This is a genomic window from Thermincola ferriacetica, from assembly GCF_001263415.1.
GTDB classification, from domain to species: domain Bacteria; phylum Bacillota; class Thermincolia; order Thermincolales; family Thermincolaceae; genus Thermincola; species Thermincola ferriacetica.
Window position 1 is genome coordinate 54,730 of sequence record NZ_LGTE01000012.1, and the last position, 12,053, is coordinate 66,782.

A 12,053-nucleotide genomic window follows, 5' to 3' on the forward strand; every position below is an offset into this window, starting at 1 on the left:
TTTTGTAAACATCCTGACCTCGTGCCCTTTTTAATTCCTGTATTGGGATTAAACTAATTCCAGGATAACCATTTCTGCCGCATCGCCACGGCGATTTCCAACCTTGATAATCTTGGTGTAACCTCCCTGCCTGTCTTCATACCGGGTTGCCAAAACATCAAACAGTTTGGTTACCACTTCTTCATCCTGAATCATTGCCAGCGCCTGGCGCCTTGCATGTAAGTCGCCGCGCTTAGCAAGGGTAATAGCTTTTTCAGCTAAACGGTTGACAGACTTTGCTCTGGGAGCTGTGGTCTGGATTCTTTCCTCTCGCAACAGAGAAGTTACCAGGTTTTTTAGCATAGCATTCCTATGAGCAGTAGGACGTCTTAATTTGGATAACCCCACGACAATCCCTCCCTTTAGTCTTCAGATTTTTTGAGCGACAAACCAAGTTCGGCCAATTTATTAATAACCTCTTCAAGGGATTTTTTCCCGAGATTCCTGACCTTTATCATATCCTCTTCGGTCCGCTGAGTAAGCTCTTCCACGGTATTAATCCCGGCCCGCTTAAGACAATTGTATGAACGAACTGACAAGTCCAATTCCTCAATTGTCATCTCCAAAATTTTATCCTTTTCTTCCTCTTCTTTTTCCACCATTATTTCAACATCTTTGATATTTTCTGTCAAGCCTATAAACAGGCGCAGGTGCTCGCTTAATATCTTGGCTGACAAGCTGGTAGCCTCGTCAGGACGGATGCTGCCGTTAGTCCACACTTCCAGGGTCAGCTTGTCATAATCAGTAATCTGGCCTACCCGGGTATCTTCAATGTAGTAATTTACCCGCCGAACAGGCGAAAAAGCCGAATCAACCGGGATAATACCGATTACATGATCGTCTTTTTTATTCCTTTCCGCAGGTACATATCCTCTACCCTTTGCAACGTTAATCTCCATAACTAAACGAGCATCATCGGATAAAGTAGCGATATGTAACTCCGGATTCAGGATCTCCACATCAGCATCAGTTATTATATTTCCTGCCTTAACCTCACCCGGTCCTTTTGACTCAATGCGGAGGACTTTTTCCTCGTCGGTATACATCTTAAGGCACAATTCTTTCAGGTTAAGAATAATGTCTGTAACATCTTCATAAACACCGGGAACAGTAGAAAATTCGTGCAGTACTCCATCAATTTTGACCGATGTAACCGCAGCACCCGGGAGAGATGATAACAGAATCCTTCTCAGAGAATTACCCAGAGTAATTCCGTATCCTCTCTCCAGGGGTTCTACTACGAACTTGCCATAAGTATTGTCTTCACTGAGTTCCACACACTCAATTTTGGGCTTTTCAATTTCCAACATAAGATAACCCTCCTTCTAGAGAACTCGATTAATCCCGGCCTTTTATCTAGAGTACAGCTCAACAATGAGGTGCTCCTCAATAGGCACGTCAATCTCTTCTCTGGAAGGAATAGCAACCACCTTTCCTAGATGCTGATCTACGTCCAATTCCAACCAAGCGGGGGGAGTCTTATGAGCAGCCTGCTCCAAAAGCTCCTTAATTCTCGGCAGTTCCAGACTCTTTTCCTTGATTTTTATAACATCGCCAACCTTCAAAGAGTAGGATGGGATGTTCACCTTTTTGTCGTTTACGGTGAAATGACCATGGCGAACCAACTGCCTGGCTTCCGTCCTGGATGAAGCAAAGCCTAACCGGTAAACAACATTGTCCAACCTTCTTTCCAGTAATCGGAGCAAATTCTCACCGGTAACCCCGGGCTGGCGGTCAGCTTTAGCAAAGTAGTTCCGGAACTGTTTTTCCAGAACACCGTAGATTCTTCTGGCCTTTTGTTTTTCCCTTAACTGAATTCCGTATTCAGAAATCTTCTTCCGTCCCTGGCCGTGCATACCGGGGGCATACCCTCTACGGTCTATGGCACACTTGTCACTGTAGCATCTATCACCTTTCAGGTACAATTTAGCGCCTTCTCTACGACACAATCTGCAAACAGGCCCCGTATATCTTGCCATTATTTAAACACCTCCTAAACCCTTCTTCTCTTGGGCGGCCTACAACCGTTGTGTGGTATTGGTGTAACATCTTTAATAACATTGACTTCAATTCCTGCCGCCTGAATAGCCCTGATAGCTGCCTCACGGCCGGCCCCAGGCCCTTTAACATAGACTTCTACTTCTTTCATACCATGATCCATTGCTTCTTTTGCTGCCTTTTCAGCTGCCATCTGAGCAGCAAAAGGAGTGCTTTTCCTGGAACCCTTAAAGCCCATGACCCCTGCACTGGCCCAGGAAATAGCATTTCCTGCACGGTCACTAATGGTAACAATTGTATTATTAAAGGTTGATTTGATATGGGCAATACCTTGTTCCACATTTTTCCGCTCTTTACGTTTGCCCCTGACTCTTCGTGCCATCCACTCTTTCCCCCTTTACTTATTTCTTACGCCTTACGCCAACGGTCTTAGCCGGTCCTTTCCGTGTCCGGGCGTTGGTCTTAGTTCTTTGGCCCCGTACAGGCAGTCCCCTACGGTGGCGCAATCCCCGGTAGCAGCCAATTTCCATCAGCCGCTTAATGTTTAAAGAAATCTCTCTTCTAAGGTCACCCTCAACTTTGTAGTTTTTATCAATTACTTCACGTAACTTAGCAACTTCTTCTTCAGTTAGGTCCCGAACTCTGGTATCAGGATTTACCCCTGTTTGACTTAAAATTTGATTGGCAGTCGGGCGGCCTATGCCAAAAATATAGGTTAAAGCAATCTCTACCCTTTTGTCCCGGGGCAAATCAACACCTGCTATCCTGGCCATTAAATTACACCTCCGTCATTCCAATGTAAGTATAGTTTTCCGTGACAACTTATCCCTGCTTCTGCTTATGCTTTGGATTCTCGCAAATTACCATTACTTTGCCTTTACGTTTTATTATCTTGCACTTTTCACAAATGGGTTTCACACTCGGTCTGACTTTCATTTCAATGTCCTCCTTCCGGCCTAAGCTGCTTACTTGTACCGGTATACGATTCGCCCACGCGTCAAGTCATAGGGAGATAATTCAACGGTCACCTTATCACCCGGTAAAATTCTTATAAAATTCATACGAATTTTTCCGGAAACGTGCGCTAAAACTCTGTGTCCATTCTCCAGTTCCACTCTGAACATTGCGTTCGGCAGTGGTTCTATAACTGTCCCTTCGACTTCAATTACATCCTGCTTTGACATTAGGTCAACCAACCTCCTTAGTTCGACCTCTCTTACTCGAGACCGGTTACCAAGTCTTCAATAGCCCTTCTTACCTCAGCATCGTCAACCTTTTTCCCTTGGGCAAGTTTGGCTTTTATCCCATCAGCAATTACGGGATATAATTGCAGATGCTTAAGGTTTTTTTTCTTGGGATTTTCCACTTTTCTACAGTCTCCGTCCACCACCCGAACAAAGGCCTCATTCAGGACGTCATAAATGATGAAGAATCTCTTTTTATCACGGCCTGCCTTAGATTTCACAAGTTGCCCTATCCCCGGCTCATTAAGAGACAATATGAGCACCTCCCGTATGTTTGCATCAGGGAAATAAAACGGGATTATATTGAAGTCAAGATCACTGGTTCATCTTCGGTAATGGCAACAGAGTGTTCAAAATGAGCAGATAACTTTCTATCCTTGGTAACAACTGTCCAATTATCTTCCAGAGTCATAACTTCAAATGTGCCCAGATTAACCATCGGTTCAATGGCCAAAGTCATCCCTGGCATCAGCCTTGGACCTCTTCCGGGCTTGCCGAAATTGGGAATTTGCGGCTCTTCGTGCATGTTCTTCCCTATGCCATGACCTACATAATCGCGTACAACAGAATAACCATGGCTTTCCACACAGCTTTGAATGGCATGAGATATATCGGACAACCGGTTACCTTTCCGGGCTTTACTGATTCCCTCATATAGGGAATTTTCTGTTACCCTGATCAGGTCCAATGCTTCTTTTGAACAATCTCCAACGGGTAAAGTAACTGCACTGTCCCCATAATATCCATTTATTTCCGCACCAATGTCAATACTAATAATATCACCGTTTTCCAGCTTTTTTAAACCGGGAATACCATGTACTACCTGCTCATTTACAGAGGCACAAATAGATGCCGGAAATCCCATATATCCTTTAAATGCCGGCCTAGCCCCTTTACTTCTGATGAAGTCTTCGGCAATGCTGTCCAGTTCACCGGTTGTAATGCCTGGTTTGAGGGCTTTTTGGACTTCCTGATGCGTTTGAGCAACTATTCTGCCCGCATCACGCATATAGGCAATTTCCCGTTCGGATTTGCAATAAATCACTGAAAACCCTCTCCTGTAATTATTTCATAAAGCCCTGATAATGACGCATCAATAGATGGGATTCAATCTGTTTCATGGTCTCCAAAGCCACCCCAACAACGATCAGCAAACTGGTGCCGCCAAAGTAAATATTCGGTATTTTGGTAGCGCCTAGGATAATGGCCGGCAGAATAGCGATCAATGCAAGGAAGACGGCTCCGGACAACGTAATCCTTGTCAGTATTTTATCTAAATACTCGGCAGTTGGGCGTCCCGGTCTGAGTCCGGGTATAAACCCTCCGTATTTTTTCATGTTATCTGCAACATCCATCGGATTGAAAGTGATGGCAGTATAGAAATATGTGAAGAAAATTATCAATAAAGCGTACATTATACTGTGCGATACACTACCCCATGCAAACACCGAATTTATCCACTTAGAAAAAGCATTATTAGGGAAAAAATTTGCAATGGTAGTAGGAAACATTAATATTGATGATGCGAAAATTATCGGTATAACCCCGGCCTGGTTAACCTTCAGGGGAATATGGGTGCTCTGGCCACCGTAGACCCTACGACCGACAACCCTTTTCGCATACTGAACAGGTATCCGCCTTTGACCTTCGTTTACGGCCACTACTGCTGCTATAACCAGAGCAGCTACGATTACCAGCAGTACAACACTCAACGGATTGACCGTTCCAACCCGAACAGCCTCATAAATATTGTAGAGCCCGCCCGGAATTCCGGCCACAATACCGGCAAAAATTATTAATGATATACCGTTGCCAATGCCTTTTTCAGTAATCTGTTCACCCAGCCACATGAGAAAGGCAGTCCCGGCGGTCAAGGTGATGGCAATAATCATGTAAGAACCAAAGCTCGGATTCTCCAAGGCTCCGGCTGCCCTTAAAGTAAACGCCATTCCCAGGGATTGAACAAAACCTAAAACTACCGTTCCGTACCGAATATATTGGGTAATCTTTTTCCGGCCTTCCTCCCCTTCCTTGGAGAGCTGTTCCAGCTTGGGGATGACAACCGTTAATAACTGCATAATAATCGATGCGTTAATATAAGGGGTAATACTCATGGCAAAAATGGAAAATCTTTTAAAGGCGCCCCCCGAAATAACATCAAAAAATCCGAGGAGCGAACCTCCGCCCTTGATGAGCTGCTCAATGGCTGTGTGGTTTATGCCGGGTACCGGTATATGGGCCCCGATTCGAAAAACCACAAACATAGCCAAGGTAAAGAGGATTTTTTTCCTCAGGTCTCCCAGCTTAAGGGAACTCTTTAGAGCTTCAAACAAATTAAATCACCTCAGCTTTACCGCCGGCCGCAGCAATTTTTTCCGCAGCGGATTTACTGAAAGCATGGGCCTGGACAGTCAATTTTTTCTCCAGGTTTCCGTTACCTAATACTTTGACCCCGTCCTTGATTGAACTGATAATACCTTCCTGTTTCATCAATTCCGGTGTTACCACTGTGCCATCTGCAAACTTATTCAATTTATCCAAGTTTGTAGTTACAAATTTCTTGGCAAAAACATTGGTAAACCCGCGCTTGGGAACAGCCCGCTGCAAAGGCATTTGGCCACCTTCGAATCCGGGTCTTACGCCGCCGCCCGAACGGGCATTTTGTCCTTTGTGTCCCCGTCCTGCTGTTTTGCCTAATCCGGAACCAATACCTCTTCCTTTCCTGGTTGGGCTCTTCCTGGCCCCGGCATTCGGTTTCAGGTTGTGTAATTCCACGAAACGACACCTCCTTGCCTGTTCAGATTATACTTCTTCTACTTTTACCAGGTGAGAAACCTTCTTTATCATTCCCCTGATCTGTGGAGTATCGTCATGGCTAACAGAAGCGTTAACCTTTTTGAGTCCCAATGAACGAACTGTTGCTCTTTGGTCTTCCGGAGTGCCGATAACACTCTTCACCAAAGTTATTTTCAACTTCTGAGACATTTAGTTCCCCTCCTAACCTAAGAGCTCTTCAACAGTTTTTCCCCTAAGCCTGGCAACTTCCTCTGCTCTTTTTAAGTTCTTCAGAGCATCCATGGTTGCATGAATCATGTTATTGGCGTTATTGGAACCCAGCGACTTTGTAAGAATGTCCCGGACTCCGGCCAGTTCCAGGATTGCCCTTACCGGACCACCTGCAATAACTCCGGTACCGGGAGCGGCAGGCTTTAGTAAAACTTTACCGGCGCCAAAATGACCAATAACTTCATGGGGAATTGTAGTTCCAACAATAGGAACATGAATCAGGTGCTTTTTTGCATCTTCTATGCCTTTCCGAATAGCTTCAGGCACCTCGCTGGCTTTTCCCAGACCGGCACCTACGTATCCGTTTCCGTCGCCTACAACTACCAATGCACTAAAGCTAAAACGGCGTCCACCTTTTACAACCTTCGCTACCCTGTTTATATTGACAACTTTTTCGGTCAGTTCCAATTTACTGGCATCAATTAATGACATTATTTCCCCTCCTTCTTCCTGGGATTAAAAATCCAGCCCTGCTTCTCTTGCCGCATCGGCAAGGGCCTTGATTCTTCCGTGATAGATATGTCCGCCCCGGTCAAATACAACCCGCTTTACTCCCTTGGCCAGAGCCTTTTCGGCAATTGCTTTACCAACCGCCTGAGCCGCCTCCACATTGCTTTTTGAGCTCAAGCTTTTACCTAGTTCAGGTTCAAGGGTTGAAGCGGCCACAATGGTGTGCCCTTTTGTATCATCAATGATCTGAGCATATATATGATTGAGACTCCGAAATACGCTCAGCCTAGGGCGTTCCGGGGTGCCAAAAACTTTCTTGCGTACTCGCAGATGACGTTTTGCCTTGATAGCTTTACGGTCAACTTGTTTGAACAAATTGCTCACTCCTTTCGTCCGCTAATCTGCTATATTCAATACGGCAGGAGCCTAATTATTTCTTTTTACCGCCGGTCTTACCAACCTTACGGCGAATTCTCTCATCAACATATTTAATTCCTTTACCCTTATAAGGTTCAGGTTCTCTTACAGAACGAATTTTCGCAGCAAAAGCGCCTACAGTTTCCTTGTCAATGCCCTTGACAACAATCCTATTAGCTGCCGGTACTTCTATTTCAATGCCATTCTGCGGCTCCATTTCTACGGGATGAGAATAACCAACGGTAAGAACCAGCTTATTTCCCTGCTTTGCCGCCCGGTAACCAACGCCTGATAATTCCAGTTCTTTTTGAAACCCCTTGGTCACTCCGTCTACCATATTGCTTACCAGTGTCCTGGTTAAACCGTGCAACGATCTATGCACTTTTTCATTAGAAGGCCTTTGCACAACTATTTTATTGTCTTCGACGGTAATTAACATATCTTTGTGGAATTCTTTTACCAACTGGCCTTTAGGCCCTTTTACGGTCACTACATTACCGTCTACTTTTACTTCCACTCCCTGAGGTATAATTACAGGCTGCTTACCAATCCTGGACATGTCCACACCTCCTATCAATATCCGTTCAAAATCTGCGTCCCTTTTTCCTACCAAATATAGCAGAGAACTTCTCCGCCTAACCCCAGCTTTCTGGCCTGTTTATCAGTCATGATGCCTTGCGAGGTGGAAATAATGGCTACGCCCAAACCACCTAATACGCGGGGTATTTCATCTTTCTTTGCGTAAACCCTCAGACCGGGCTTGCTAATTCTTTTCAGGCCTGTAATAACCTTTTCGCGGTTATCGCCATACTTCAGATATATCCTAATGATGCCTTGCTTACCGTCATCAATAAATTCGCAGTCTTTAATAAACCCTTCTTCCTTAAAAATTTCAGTGATTGCTTTTTTCACCTTGGAAGCAGGAATTTCTACCTTATCATGGTTTACCATAACGGCATTCCGAATCCTGGTAAGGAAATCTGCGATAGGATCTGTCATTACCACTATTAACTACCCCCTTCCTATCTTACCAACTTGCTTTTTTCACGCCGGGAATTTCTCCTCTGTATGCTCTTTCCCTAAAACAAATCCGGCACATCCCGAACTTTCTCATATATGCATGCGGCCGGCCACAAATTTTACATCTATTGTAAGCCCGGACTGAAAACTTGGGTGTTCTTTTTGCCTTGGCAATCATCGATTTTTTTGCCACGTCGTTCCCCCCTTTTGTTCTTAAGATTCCCTGTAGGGCATGCCTAAAAGCTTTAAGAGCTCACGAGCTTCTTCGTCGGTTTTAGCGCTGGTGACGAAGGTAATATCCATGCCCCTGACCTTATCAATCTTGTCGTAATCAATTTCGGGGAATACCAGCTGTTCCTTGATGCCCAGGGTATAGTTGCCTCTTCCGTCAAAAGATTTAGAGGATACCCCTCTGAAATCCCTTACCCGCGGCAAAGAAATGTTCAAAAGTTTATCGACAAATTCATACATCCGATCTCCACGCAGTGTAACTTTACAGCCAATAGGCATACCTTCGCGCAGTTTGAAGCCGGCGATGGACTTTTTGGCTCTGGTTACAACAGGTTTTTGTCCGGTAATCAAAGACAGGTCATTGACGGCGGCATCGATAGCCTTTGCATTTTGAATAGCATCGCCAACGCCCATGTTAATTACGACCTTCTCTAACCTGGGGACCTGCATAATGTTTTTATATTGAAACTTTTCCTTAAGTTTTGGAACTACTTCCTTATAGTACAATTCCTTAAGTCTGGCCATAAAACGTTACCCCCCTTCCGCAACTACTTATCCAGCGTTTCTCCACATTTTCTGCAGACCCTGATCTTTTTCCCATTCTCAAGAATTTGCTTGCCTATTCTCCTGGGACCGTCGCATTTTGGACAGTATATCATTACATTGGAACTGGCAATCGGGGCTTCTTTTTCAATAATCCCACCTTGAGGCAATTTTTGTGTAGGTCTGGTGTGGCGTTTTACTATATTACGCCCCTCCACAACAACACGGTTTTCCTTGGGAAGGACCTCTAACACTTTGCCCTTTTGTCCAGCTTCATCCCCTGATATGATAACGACTGTATCTCCCTTTCTCACATGGATCTTGTTCTTAGCCAAAGTACCCACCTCCTGACTTTATTGACATCAGCTCTTCTTCCGGTACCACTACAGTACTTCTGGCGCCAAAGATACAATTTTCATGAAATCCTTTTCCCGCAATTCTCTCGCTACGGGTCCAAAAATACGAGTCCCTCTGGGGTTCTTGGCATCGTTAATTATAACGGCTGCATTCTCATCGAATTTGATATAAGAACCGTCAGGCCGTTTTATTTCTTTGTTTGTCCGAACAACAACGGCTTTGACAACATCGCCTTTCTTAACAACGCCGCCTGGTGTTGCATCCTTAACAGAAGCAATAATAATGTCGCCTACACTGGCATAGCGGCGATACGAACCACCCATTACCCTGATACAAAGCAGTTCTCTGGCTCCAGTGTTGTCAGCTACTTTTAGCCTGCTTTCTGCCTGAATCATGCTAGTGCCCTCCTTTCAAATGCGGGAATGCTATATCTGTTCTTCGCGTTCTAAAATTTCAACTACCCGCCAACGCTTTTCCTTGCTGAGCGGTCTTGTTTCCATCAGTTTAACCCTATCACCAATCCTACAGGCATTTTCCTCATCATGAGCCTTATATTTTTTGGTTCTTCTTATAATTTTACCGTACAAAGGGTGTCTGACCAATGTCTCAACAGCCACAACAACAGTTTTATCCATTTTATCACTTACCACTTTGCCGATTTGTACTTTTCTGGCGCCTCTTTCCATACCTGTGCTTTTGCCCCCTTTCTTGGCTTTTCACCGATTACCCTTGCTGGGCCTGAAGTTCTCTCTCCCGAAGTATGGTTTTCACCCGCGCAATTGAACGGCGTACTTCTCTTATTCTCATCGGGTTTTCTAATTGCCCAGTGGCTAATTGAAAGCGTAATTTAAAAAGTTCATCTTTTAAGTCATCCACTTTGCGCACCAGTTCCTCGGTGGATAACTCCCTGATTTCCTTAGCTTTCATTAGCGTCACCACCCATCTCTTGTCTAGTTATAAACTTTGTTTTAATCGGTAACTTATGGGCAGCCAAGCGCATTGCTTCGCGGGCAACTTCCTCACTGACCCCGGCCAGTTCGAACATAACCCGTCCAGGTTTTACTACTGCTACCCAGTATTCAGGCGACCCTTTACCGCTACCCATCCGGGTCTCAGCCGGTTTGGCTGTTATGGGCTTATCGGGGAAGATCTTGATCCATACTTTACCGCCCCGTTTAATGTACCTGGTCATAGCAATCCGCGCAGCTTCGATTTGTCTATTTGTGATCCAAGCAGGTTCCAGAGCTTGAAGTCCATACTCACCAAAGGCGATTTGGGTTCCGCCTTTTGCTTTTCCCTTCATGCGGCCCTTCTGCTGCTTACGGTGTTTAACTCTTTTAGGTACCAGCATTCTATTCTCCTCCTTCGCTTGCAACACTAGTCTTTACCTCGGGAAGGACCTCCCCACGGTAAATCCAAGCTTTTACACCTATCTTTCCATAAGTAGTATCTGCCTCTGCAAATCCGTAGTCAATATCTGCCCTTAAAGTATGCAAAGGAACTTTGCCTTCACTGTACCATTCCGTCCGGGCCATTTCTGCACCGGCTAAACGACCGGAACAGGCAATTTTAATGCCCTGAGCGCCCATCCGCATAGTACGAGAAACAGCCTGTTTCATAGCCCTACGGAAAGAAACCCGTCTTTCCAATTGTGCCGCTATGTTTTCAGCAACCAGTTGGGCATCAAGCTCAGGAACCTTAACTTCAACAATATTTACACTCACTTGCTTCCCGGTCATCTTCTCCAGGCTCTTTCTCAGGGCTTCAACTTCAGATCCGCCCCGCCCAATTACAATACCTGGCTTAGCAGTGTGGATAGTCAGTTTTAGTCTATTAGCAGCCCTCTCGATCTCAATCCGAGATATTCCGGCAGCGTATAATTTCTTTTTGACGTATTCACGCACCTTTATGTCTTCGAGCAAAAAATCGGCATAGTCCTTTTCAGCATACCATTTAGCATCCCAGTCTTTAATAATTCCGATTCTCAGGCCTTTAGGGTGTACCTTCTGCCCCACGCATTATCCCTCCTTTTTCTCTTTAACTACTACGGTAATATGACTTGTTCTTCTACGCATTAAATCCGCTCTACCCATGGCCCTGGGTTTATAACGCTTTAAGGTCGGACCTTGGTCTACAAAAATCTGAGAAATATATAAACTGTCTTTATCCATTTCAAAATTATTCTCCGCATTAGCTGCCGCGGATTTGACAACTTTTTCAATAGCTTCCGCTGCCTTCTGCGGGGTAAACTTAAGTATAGCAAGTGCTTCTTTTACCGATTTCCCTCTGATAAGGTCCACTACCTGACGCGCCTTTCTGGGGGAAATTCGTATATATCTAGCAACAGCTTTTGCTTCCATTTGAATACCTCCCTTCGGCTATTTCAGAGCCGTAGAACGCTCGGTGTGAGCACCGTGGCCCTTAAAAAATCTCGTCGGTGCAAACTCGCCGAGTTTATGGCCGACCATTTCTTCGGTGATATATATCGGCACATGCTTCCGGCCGTCATGCACAGCAATGGTATGACCTACCATTTGTGGGAAAATGGTAGAACGGCGGGACCATGTCTTAATGACTTTCTTCTCGTTCTTTGCATTCATTTCTTCAATCTTTTTTAATAACTTGGGCTCTACATAAGGTCCTTTTTTTAATGACCTTGCCATTAATGTACCCCCTTCCCGATGTTTT

Annotated in this window: 26 protein-coding genes; all 26 read right to left on the reverse strand. The window is 44.9% G+C overall.

Annotation, left to right across the window (positions count from 1 at the left end; translation table 11 throughout):
* Nucleotides 1-48: 48 nt before the first annotated feature.
* The 26 genes from rplQ to rpsS are packed head-to-tail and all read right to left on the reverse strand — an operon-like array spanning nt 49 to nt 12,028.
* Nucleotides 49-387 (reverse strand): 50S ribosomal protein L17, encoded by a 339-nt coding sequence (rplQ, locus tag Tfer_RS08960; RefSeq protein ID WP_083436872.1) that lies wholly within the window; start codon nt 385-387, stop codon nt 49-51.
* 14 nt (nt 388-401) lie between these two features.
* Nucleotides 402-1,349 carry a DNA-directed RNA polymerase subunit alpha gene (locus Tfer_RS08965; RefSeq protein ID WP_052218131.1) on the reverse strand — a complete coding sequence of 316 codons (948 nt, stop codon included), beginning with the start codon at nt 1,347-1,349 and terminating at the stop codon, nt 402-404.
* Nucleotides 1,350-1,391: 42 nt separating this feature from the next.
* Nucleotides 1,392-2,018, reverse strand: a complete 627-nt coding sequence (rpsD, locus tag Tfer_RS08970; RefSeq protein ID WP_013119233.1) for a 30S ribosomal protein S4 — start codon at nt 2,016-2,018, stop codon at nt 1,392-1,394.
* Between the two features lie 14 nt (nt 2,019-2,032).
* The gene (gene rpsK / locus Tfer_RS08975; RefSeq protein WP_013119232.1) at nt 2,033-2,419 is read right to left on the reverse strand and encodes a 30S ribosomal protein S11; all 387 of its coding nucleotides are present in this window, start codon (nt 2,417-2,419) and stop codon (nt 2,033-2,035) included.
* A gap of 19 nt (nt 2,420-2,438) precedes the next feature.
* Entirely contained in the window at nt 2,439-2,810 is a 372-nt protein-coding gene (gene rpsM, locus Tfer_RS08980) for a 30S ribosomal protein S13 (protein ID WP_013119231.1), read from the reverse strand.
* A gap of 49 nt (nt 2,811-2,859) precedes the next feature.
* A complete protein-coding gene (gene rpmJ, locus Tfer_RS08985) occupies nt 2,860-2,973 on the reverse strand; it encodes a 50S ribosomal protein L36 (protein ID WP_008516283.1) in 114 nt (37 codons plus the stop codon).
* A 29-nt stretch (nt 2,974-3,002) separates the two neighbouring features.
* Nucleotides 3,003-3,221, reverse strand: a complete 219-nt coding sequence (gene infA, locus Tfer_RS08990) for a translation initiation factor IF-1 (RefSeq protein ID WP_013119230.1) — start codon at nt 3,219-3,221, stop codon at nt 3,003-3,005.
* 32 nt (nt 3,222-3,253) lie between these two features.
* A complete protein-coding gene (locus Tfer_RS08995) occupies nt 3,254-3,535 on the reverse strand; it encodes a KOW domain-containing RNA-binding protein (protein WP_013119229.1) in 282 nt (93 codons plus the stop codon).
* Nucleotides 3,536-3,579: 44 nt separating this feature from the next.
* On the reverse strand, nt 3,580-4,326 hold the full coding sequence (gene map, locus Tfer_RS09000; RefSeq protein WP_052218132.1) for a type I methionyl aminopeptidase: 747 nt from the start codon (nt 4,324-4,326) through the stop codon (nt 3,580-3,582).
* A gap of 19 nt (nt 4,327-4,345) precedes the next feature.
* The gene (gene secY, locus Tfer_RS09005; protein WP_052218133.1) at nt 4,346-5,614 is read right to left on the reverse strand and encodes a preprotein translocase subunit SecY; all 1,269 of its coding nucleotides are present in this window, start codon (nt 5,612-5,614) and stop codon (nt 4,346-4,348) included.
* 1 nt (nt 5,615) lies between these two features.
* Nucleotides 5,616-6,056 (reverse strand): 50S ribosomal protein L15, encoded by a 441-nt coding sequence (rplO, locus tag Tfer_RS09010; RefSeq protein ID WP_013119226.1) that lies wholly within the window; start codon nt 6,054-6,056, stop codon nt 5,616-5,618.
* 27 nt (nt 6,057-6,083) lie between these two features.
* Nucleotides 6,084-6,266 (reverse strand): 50S ribosomal protein L30, encoded by a 183-nt coding sequence (rpmD, locus tag Tfer_RS09015; RefSeq protein WP_013119225.1) that lies wholly within the window; start codon nt 6,264-6,266, stop codon nt 6,084-6,086.
* A 12-nt stretch (nt 6,267-6,278) separates the two neighbouring features.
* A complete protein-coding gene (gene rpsE / locus Tfer_RS09020) occupies nt 6,279-6,779 on the reverse strand; it encodes a 30S ribosomal protein S5 (protein ID WP_013119224.1) in 501 nt (166 codons plus the stop codon).
* Between the two features lie 24 nt (nt 6,780-6,803).
* Nucleotides 6,804-7,172 (reverse strand): 50S ribosomal protein L18, encoded by a 369-nt coding sequence (gene rplR, locus Tfer_RS09025; protein ID WP_083436873.1) that lies wholly within the window; start codon nt 7,170-7,172, stop codon nt 6,804-6,806.
* Nucleotides 7,173-7,227: 55 nt separating this feature from the next.
* Complete coding sequence (gene rplF, locus Tfer_RS09030; protein ID WP_052218135.1) at nt 7,228-7,773, reverse strand: 50S ribosomal protein L6; 546 nt, start codon at nt 7,771-7,773, stop codon at nt 7,228-7,230.
* 47 nt (nt 7,774-7,820) lie between these two features.
* Nucleotides 7,821-8,219 (reverse strand): 30S ribosomal protein S8, encoded by a 399-nt coding sequence (gene rpsH / locus Tfer_RS09035; RefSeq protein WP_013119221.1) that lies wholly within the window; start codon nt 8,217-8,219, stop codon nt 7,821-7,823.
* 22 nt (nt 8,220-8,241) lie between these two features.
* On the reverse strand, nt 8,242-8,427 hold the full coding sequence (locus tag Tfer_RS09040) for a type Z 30S ribosomal protein S14 (protein ID WP_013119220.1): 186 nt from the start codon (nt 8,425-8,427) through the stop codon (nt 8,242-8,244).
* 20 nt (nt 8,428-8,447) lie between these two features.
* The gene (rplE, locus tag Tfer_RS09045) at nt 8,448-8,990 is read right to left on the reverse strand and encodes a 50S ribosomal protein L5 (protein WP_013119219.1); all 543 of its coding nucleotides are present in this window, start codon (nt 8,988-8,990) and stop codon (nt 8,448-8,450) included.
* 23 nt (nt 8,991-9,013) lie between these two features.
* On the reverse strand, nt 9,014-9,343 hold the full coding sequence (gene rplX, locus Tfer_RS09050) for a 50S ribosomal protein L24 (RefSeq protein ID WP_013119218.1): 330 nt from the start codon (nt 9,341-9,343) through the stop codon (nt 9,014-9,016).
* A gap of 48 nt (nt 9,344-9,391) precedes the next feature.
* Nucleotides 9,392-9,760 carry a 50S ribosomal protein L14 gene (rplN, locus tag Tfer_RS09055; RefSeq protein ID WP_013119217.1) on the reverse strand — a complete coding sequence of 123 codons (369 nt, stop codon included), beginning with the start codon at nt 9,758-9,760 and terminating at the stop codon, nt 9,392-9,394.
* Nucleotides 9,761-9,790: 30 nt separating this feature from the next.
* Nucleotides 9,791-10,051, reverse strand: a complete 261-nt coding sequence (gene rpsQ, locus Tfer_RS09060; protein WP_013119216.1) for a 30S ribosomal protein S17 — start codon at nt 10,049-10,051, stop codon at nt 9,791-9,793.
* Nucleotides 10,052-10,088: 37 nt separating this feature from the next.
* Complete coding sequence (rpmC, locus tag Tfer_RS09065; RefSeq protein WP_013119215.1) at nt 10,089-10,292, reverse strand: 50S ribosomal protein L29; 204 nt, start codon at nt 10,290-10,292, stop codon at nt 10,089-10,091.
* On the reverse strand, nt 10,282-10,716 hold the full coding sequence (gene rplP / locus Tfer_RS09070) for a 50S ribosomal protein L16 (protein ID WP_013119214.1): 435 nt from the start codon (nt 10,714-10,716) through the stop codon (nt 10,282-10,284). The genes rpmC and rplP overlap by 11 nt, the downstream gene beginning before the upstream one ends.
* A gap of 1 nt (nt 10,717) precedes the next feature.
* On the reverse strand, nt 10,718-11,380 hold the full coding sequence (rpsC, locus tag Tfer_RS09075; RefSeq protein WP_013119213.1) for a 30S ribosomal protein S3: 663 nt from the start codon (nt 11,378-11,380) through the stop codon (nt 10,718-10,720).
* A 3-nt stretch (nt 11,381-11,383) separates the two neighbouring features.
* Nucleotides 11,384-11,725 carry a 50S ribosomal protein L22 gene (gene rplV / locus Tfer_RS09080; RefSeq protein ID WP_013119212.1) on the reverse strand — a complete coding sequence of 114 codons (342 nt, stop codon included), beginning with the start codon at nt 11,723-11,725 and terminating at the stop codon, nt 11,384-11,386.
* An 18-nt stretch (nt 11,726-11,743) separates the two neighbouring features.
* Nucleotides 11,744-12,028: a 30S ribosomal protein S19 gene (rpsS, locus tag Tfer_RS09085; RefSeq protein WP_013119211.1), complete on the reverse strand. Its 285-nt coding sequence runs from the start codon at nt 12,026-12,028 to the stop codon at nt 11,744-11,746.
* Between the last annotated feature and the right edge of the window lie 25 nt (nt 12,029-12,053).

Excerpts from the sequence above, each read along its gene's own strand:
- Tfer_RS08965 (WP_052218131.1), bottom strand. The coding sequence starts at position 1,349 with ATGTTGGAAATTGAAAAGCCCAAAATTGAGTGTGTGGAACTCAGTGAA.
- rpsD (WP_013119233.1), bottom strand. The coding sequence starts at position 2,018 with ATGGCAAGATATACGGGGCCTGTTTGCAGATTGTGTCGTAGAGAAGGC.
- rpsK (WP_013119232.1), bottom strand. The coding sequence starts at position 2,419 with ATGGCACGAAGAGTCAGGGGCAAACGTAAAGAGCGGAAAAATGTGGAA.
- rpsM (WP_013119231.1), bottom strand. The coding sequence starts at position 2,810 with ATGGCCAGGATAGCAGGTGTTGATTTGCCCCGGGACAAAAGGGTAGAG.
- rpmJ (WP_008516283.1), bottom strand. The coding sequence starts at position 2,973 with ATGAAAGTCAGACCGAGTGTGAAACCCATTTGTGAAAAGTGCAAGATA.
- infA (WP_013119230.1), bottom strand. The coding sequence starts at position 3,221 with ATGTCAAAGCAGGATGTAATTGAAGTCGAAGGGACAGTTATAGAACCA.
- rpmD (WP_013119225.1), bottom strand. The coding sequence starts at position 6,266 with ATGTCTCAGAAGTTGAAAATAACTTTGGTGAAGAGTGTTATCGGCACT.
- rpsE (WP_013119224.1), bottom strand. The coding sequence starts at position 6,779 with ATGTCATTAATTGATGCCAGTAAATTGGAACTGACCGAAAAAGTTGTC.
- rplF (WP_052218135.1), bottom strand. The coding sequence starts at position 7,773 with ATGTCCAGGATTGGTAAGCAGCCTGTAATTATACCTCAGGGAGTGGAA.
- rplE (WP_013119219.1), bottom strand. The coding sequence starts at position 8,990 with ATGGCCAGACTTAAGGAATTGTACTATAAGGAAGTAGTTCCAAAACTT.
- rplN (WP_013119217.1), bottom strand. The coding sequence starts at position 9,760 with ATGATTCAGGCAGAAAGCAGGCTAAAAGTAGCTGACAACACTGGAGCC.
- rpsQ (WP_013119216.1), bottom strand. The coding sequence starts at position 10,051 with ATGGAAAGAGGCGCCAGAAAAGTACAAATCGGCAAAGTGGTAAGTGAT.
- rpmC (WP_013119215.1), bottom strand. The coding sequence starts at position 10,292 with ATGAAAGCTAAGGAAATCAGGGAGTTATCCACCGAGGAACTGGTGCGC.
- rplP (WP_013119214.1), bottom strand. The coding sequence starts at position 10,716 with ATGCTGGTACCTAAAAGAGTTAAACACCGTAAGCAGCAGAAGGGCCGC.
- rplV (WP_013119212.1), bottom strand. The coding sequence starts at position 11,725 with ATGGAAGCAAAAGCTGTTGCTAGATATATACGAATTTCCCCCAGAAAG.
- rpsS (WP_013119211.1), bottom strand. The coding sequence starts at position 12,028 with ATGGCAAGGTCATTAAAAAAAGGACCTTATGTAGAGCCCAAGTTATTA.